At 69.8% G+C, this 1,655-nt stretch carries 1 protein-coding gene; it reads left to right on the top strand.

The annotated features are described in order from the left end of the window. Positions 1–15: 15 nt before the first annotated feature. On the top strand, positions 16–1,655 hold a 1,640-nt coding region (locus HGB39_RS38025; RefSeq protein ID WP_168443033.1), incomplete at its 3' end, for a transketolase family protein.

Below are 1,655 nucleotides of genomic sequence, written 5' to 3'. Positions count from 1 at the left end.
AGGAGACTTCTGCCCGTGTCGATCACAGACGACATCCACGTCCTCACGCAACCGGTTCACCCCGCCGACTGGACCGAACTGGACACCAAGGCCGTCGACACCATCCGGGTGCTCGCCGCGGACGCGGTGCAGAAGGTCGGCAACGGCCACCCCGGCACGGCCATGAGCCTGGCCCCCCTCGCCTACACCCTCTTCCAGCGCGTCATGCGCCACGACCCCACCGACGCCGACTGGATCGGCCGCGACCGGTTCGTGCTGTCCTGCGGACACTCCAGCCTCACCCTCTACATCCAGCTGTACCTCGCCGGCTACGGCCTCGAACTCGACGACCTGAAAGCACTGCGCACCTGGGGCTCGAAGACCCCCGGCCACCCCGAACACGGCCACACCCGCGGCGTCGAAATCACCACCGGACCGCTCGGTCAGGGCCTCGCCTCCGCCGTCGGCATGGCCATGGCCGCCCGCCGCGAACGCGGCCTCTTCGACCCCGAGCCCGCCCTCGGCGACAGCCCGTTCGACCACCACATCTACGTCATCGCCTCCGACGGCGACATCGAGGAAGGCGTCACCTCCGAGGCCTCCTCCATCGCCGGCGTCCAGCAGCTCGGCAACCTCACCCTGATCTACGACGACAACAAGATCTCCATCGAGGACGACACCGCCATCGCGCTGTCCGAGGACACCGCCGCCCGCTACGAGGCATACGGCTGGCACGTGCAGATCGTCGAGGGCGGCGAGAACGTCGTCGCCATCGAAGAGGCCCTGAACAAGGCCCGCGAGGTCACCGACAAGCCGTCGATGATCCTGCTCCGCACCATCATCGGCTACCCCGCACCGACCAAGATGAACACCGGCGCGGCGCACGGCGCCGCCCTCGGTGCCGACGAGGTCGCGGCCGTGAAGAAGGCGCTCGGCTTCGATCCGGACAAGACGTTCGAGGTCGCCGACGAGGTCATCGCCCACACCCGCAAGGTCGTCGAGCGCGGCGCCCAGGCACACAAGCACTGGCAGGCCCAGTACGACGAGTGGACCCAGCGCGCCCCCGAGGGCAAGAAGCTCCTCGACCGCCTGATCGGCCGCGACCTTCCCGCCGGCTGGGCCGACGTGCTCCCCACCTGGGAGCCCGATCCCAAGGGCATCGCGACCCGCAAGGCGTCCGCCGCCGTACTGAACGCCGTCGGACCGGTGCTCCCCGAACTGTGGGGCGGCTCCGCCGACCTCGCCGAGAGCAACAACACCACCATCAAGGGCGCCGACTCCTTCGGCCCCGAAACCATCTCCACCCGCATGTGGACCGCCCAGCCCTACGGCCGCACCCTGCACTTCGGGGTCCGCGAACACGCCATGGGCTCGATCCTCAACGGCATCGCGCTACACGGACCGACCCGCCCCTACGGCGGCACCTTCCTCGTCTTCAGCGACTACATGCGTCCCGCCGTGCGGCTCGCCGCGATCATGAAGACCCCGGTCACCTACGTGTGGACGCACGACTCCATCGGACTCGGCGAGGACGGGCCCACCCACCAACCGATCGAGCACCTCGCCGCGCTGCGCGCGATCCCCGGCCTGTACGTCGTGCGACCCGGCGACGCCAACGAGACCGCCCACGCCTGGCGCGCCGTCCTCGAGAAGGGCGCCGACGAGGCCACCCGCGC

The sequence above is a fragment of the Rhodococcus opacus genome, from assembly GCF_012396235.1.
Lineage (GTDB): Bacteria > Actinomycetota > Actinomycetes > Mycobacteriales > Mycobacteriaceae > Rhodococcus_F > Rhodococcus_F opacus.
Note: the sequence above shows the minus strand (reverse complement) of the source record. Positions and strands in the feature narration are given on the sequence as shown.